The organism is Sphingorhabdus sp., from assembly GCF_044354325.1.
Lineage (GTDB): Bacteria > Pseudomonadota > Alphaproteobacteria > Sphingomonadales > Sphingomonadaceae > Sphingorhabdus_B.
Genome location: NZ_JBILAF010000158.1, coordinates 1 through 3,433 on the forward strand (window position 1 = coordinate 1; position 3,433 = coordinate 3,433).

The window sequence follows — 3,433 nt, forward strand, 5'->3', positions numbered from 1 at the left end:
TTGCGCTGATGGAAGGGGCCGAGGCATGCCGCGCGCAAGCCACGGGCATGGCGGCGATGACGACGGCGTTGCTGTGCCAATTGTCACAGGGTGACCATGTGGTTGCCGCCCGCGCGGCCTTTGGCTCGTGCCGTTGGTTGACGGACACTTTGCTGCCCAAATGGGGTATCAGCACGACCACCATCGACAGCCGCGACAATGATGCGTGGAAAGCGGCGATTCAGCCGAACACCAAAGTGTTCTTCTTTGAAACGCCCGCCAACCCGACGATGGACATTGTCGACATGGCCTATGTCTGCGGCCTCGCCAAAGAACATGGCATCACCACGGTGGTCGACAACGCCTTTGCCACCAGCGTGCTGCAACGGCCGATGGATTATGGCGCAGATGTCGTCGCCTATAGCGCAACGAAGCTGATGGACGGGCAGGGCCGAGTGCTTGCCGGTGCCGTCTGTGGTTCGCAACAATGGATCGATGACGTGCTGCTGCCGTTTCAGCGCAACACCGGACCCAATCTGTCGCCATTCAACGCTTGGGTCGTGCATAAGGGTTTGGAAACGCTGGAACTGCGCGCGATGCGGCAGTCGGAAAACGCGCTGCTTGTTGGCAAATTCCTTGAAGGCCGCGTGCCGCATATCATGCATCCCGGTCTTGCCAGCCACCCGCAGCATAATCTCGCCATGAGCCAGATGAAAGCCTGCGGGCCGATTTTTTCCTTTGAAGTCGATGGTGGCCGCAAGCAGGCGCACGCCTTGCTTAACGCGCTGCAGCTGATCGATATTTCGAACAATATCGGCGATGCGCGCAGCCTGATGTGCCACCCCGCGTCCTCCACCCACCACGGCATGGGTCCCGAAGGCCGCGAAGCCATGGGTGTTGGCGAAGGGATGATCCGCATCAATGTTGGCTTGGAAGATCCCGCCGATCTGATCGACGATCTGGATCAGGCGCTCAGGGCCGCGGGGCTGTGACGAGCATCCTCGATTCCTTTTTTGCGGTCAGCGCAACGACTGAGGGCGTGACCGTCCGCGTGTCACCCAATTTTCTGCACGAACAATCGGTCCCCGCGCAAGGCCGCTGGTTTTGGTCCTATCATATCCGCATCGAAAATGGCGGCGATGAACCGGTGCAATTGATGACGCGGCATTGGCGCATCACCGACGGTCGCGGCACAATCAACCATGTCGATGGCGATGGCGTGGTCGGCGAACAGCCGTTGCTGAAACCCGGCGAAAGCCATGATTATGTGTCTGGCTGCCCACTGCCGACGCCCAGCGGCATGATGGAGGGGCAATATCGTTTCATCCGCGAAGATGGCACGACATTCCTCGCCGAAATTCCGCGCTTTACGCTGGTCGCCCCGGCCATAGCGCGTTGAGCATCCGATGAAGCGTACGCATCTGCCCTTAAATGGCCTACGCGTGCTGGACGCTTCGGCGCGGCATTTAAGCTTTACCAAGGCGGCGGACGAGCTTGCGGTGACCCCAGCGGCCGTCGGCCAACAGATACGCGCGCTGGAAGATATGTTGGGCGTCGTTCTCTTCCGCCGGACACCCAAAGGCCTTGAGCTGACGGACGAGGCGGCAAACGGCCTTGATGCGCTGCGTGCAGGCTTCCTACAGTTTGAAGAGTCCGTCCGCGCGATGCAGGCGGGGCAATCCTCCAATTCGCTGACCATCGCTGCGCCGCGCGATTTCACCGCCAAGTGGCTGGCCGCGCGGTTGGCGAAATTCAGTAAGGCAAATCCTGATACCCGCTTCACTTTGGTGGCGGCGGACGAGGCTGTCGATTTTACCGAAGCCAATCTTGACCTCGCCATCCGTTTGGCCACTGGCCCCGGCGAGCATGAAGGTGTCAAGCTGGCCGCTGGCGCGCATGTGACCGTCGCTGCACCCGAAGGCGGGGCGGAAACGCCGATTAGCTGGCCCAATTGCCCTGTGGCCGACGGCGTGGCTGCGCTTCGGCTCGCCGATGCGGGCCTTGCGATTGACGCGGCCGCCATTGGGCTGGGCCGGGCGACCGTGCCGCTGCTTTTGGCCGAAGCCGATTTGGCGAGCGGAAAAATACGCGCGGTCGACAACGCGAAAGAAAGCGAAGAGGCCTATTGGCTGGTCGCACCCTTGCCGCAATGGCGGCAGAAAAAGGTCAAGGCCTTGGTTGAGGCTTTAACGGCCTGACGATCAGACCCACCGTCATGCTGAACTTGTTTCAGCATCTTACTTTCTTTTGCCTTCGCTGCAAAAATTAAGACCCTGAACCAAGTTCAGGGTGACGGCTGGTGATAGAGGATATGTGACGCATCAAGCGTCAATCGTGTCCTCGTCCAACTGCGCAGCATTTTCCTGAATGAAGTTGAACCGGTGCTCCGGATTTTTGCCCATCAACCGGTCGACTAGGTCATTGACCACTGCACGCCGTTCATATTCATGCGGCAGGGTAATGCGGATCAGCGAGCGGGTCGCGGGGTCCATCGTCGTTTCTTTCAACTGGTTCGGGTTCATTTCACCCAGCCCCTTGAACCGGCCAACGTCGACTTTCTTGCCCTTGAACACGGTCGCTTCCAATTCGGCGCGGTGCGCGTCGTCGGCGGCGTATACGCTTTGGCTGCCATGCGTCAGGCGATAGAGCGGCGGCCGCGCGAGGAAGAGATGCCCGGCTTTCACGATTTCGGACATTTCCTGAAAGAAGAATGTCATCAGCAAGGTCGCGATATGCGCGCCGTCGACATCCGCATCGGTCATGATGATGATGCGTTCATAGCGCAAATTGTCGGGGTTGCAGTCCTTGCGCGTGCCACAGCCAAGCGCGAGCTGAAGATCCGCGATTTCGTTGTTGGCGCGGATTTTGTCTGCGGTGGCCGACGCGACGTTCAGGATTTTACCCCGGATCGGCAGAATCGCCTGCGTCTTGCGGTCACGCGCTTGCTTTGCGCTGCCGGTTGTGCGTTTGACCTCACGCTCGGCCTTGCGGCGCAGGCGGTCGTCGACCTTTTCCAGGATGAAGCCCATCAACGCCTTGCCGCGTTCCATATTGTCGGCAAGATAATGGTCGAAATGGTCCCGCACGGCGTTTTCCACCAAGCGCGTGGCTTCGGGTGAGGTCAGCCGGTCTTTGGTCTGGCTTTGGAATTGCGGGTTGCGGATGAACACCGACAACATCAATTCGGCTTCGTTGAAAATGTCTTCCGCCGATATCTGCGCCGCTTTTTTCTGGCCAATCAATTCACCAAAGGCGCGCAAGCCCTTGGTCAGCGCAGCGCGAACGCCGGCTTCATGGGTGCCGCCATCGGGGGTCGGAATGGTGTTACAATACCAGCTGTACGAACCGTCGGAATACAGCGGCCACGAAATCGCCCATTCGACGCGGCCTTGCGCATCGGGGAAATCTTGCGTGCCACAGAAAAACTCTGTGGTCGCGCAGGCGCGGGTGCCAA

The 3,433-nt window shown here is 59.7% G+C and carries 4 protein-coding genes; 3 read left to right on the forward strand and 1 reads right to left on the reverse strand.

The genetic code is table 11. From position 1 onward, the window contains the following. From ACIQ0G_RS10665 to ACIQ0G_RS10675, 3 genes are all read left to right on the forward strand, one after another. Window positions 1-971 (forward strand): trans-sulfuration enzyme family protein (locus tag ACIQ0G_RS10665; RefSeq protein WP_397577883.1); only part of this gene is annotated, 971 nt, incomplete at its 5' end. Further along, entirely contained in the window at window positions 968-1,378 is a 411-nt protein-coding gene (gene apaG / locus ACIQ0G_RS10670) for a Co2+/Mg2+ efflux protein ApaG (RefSeq protein ID WP_397577884.1), read from the forward strand. The genes ACIQ0G_RS10665 and apaG, both read left to right, overlap by 4 nt. Window positions 1,379-1,385: 7 nt before the next feature. Next, the gene (locus ACIQ0G_RS10675) at window positions 1,386-2,177 is read left to right on the forward strand and encodes a LysR family transcriptional regulator (RefSeq protein WP_397577885.1); all 792 of its coding nucleotides are present in this window, start codon (window positions 1,386-1,388) and stop codon (window positions 2,175-2,177) included. 123 nt (window positions 2,178-2,300) lie between these two features. Here the strand turns inward: ACIQ0G_RS10675 and ACIQ0G_RS10680 are convergent. Beyond that, on the reverse strand, window positions 2,301-3,433 hold a 1,133-nt coding region (locus ACIQ0G_RS10680), incomplete at its 5' end, for a toprim domain-containing protein (protein ID WP_397577886.1).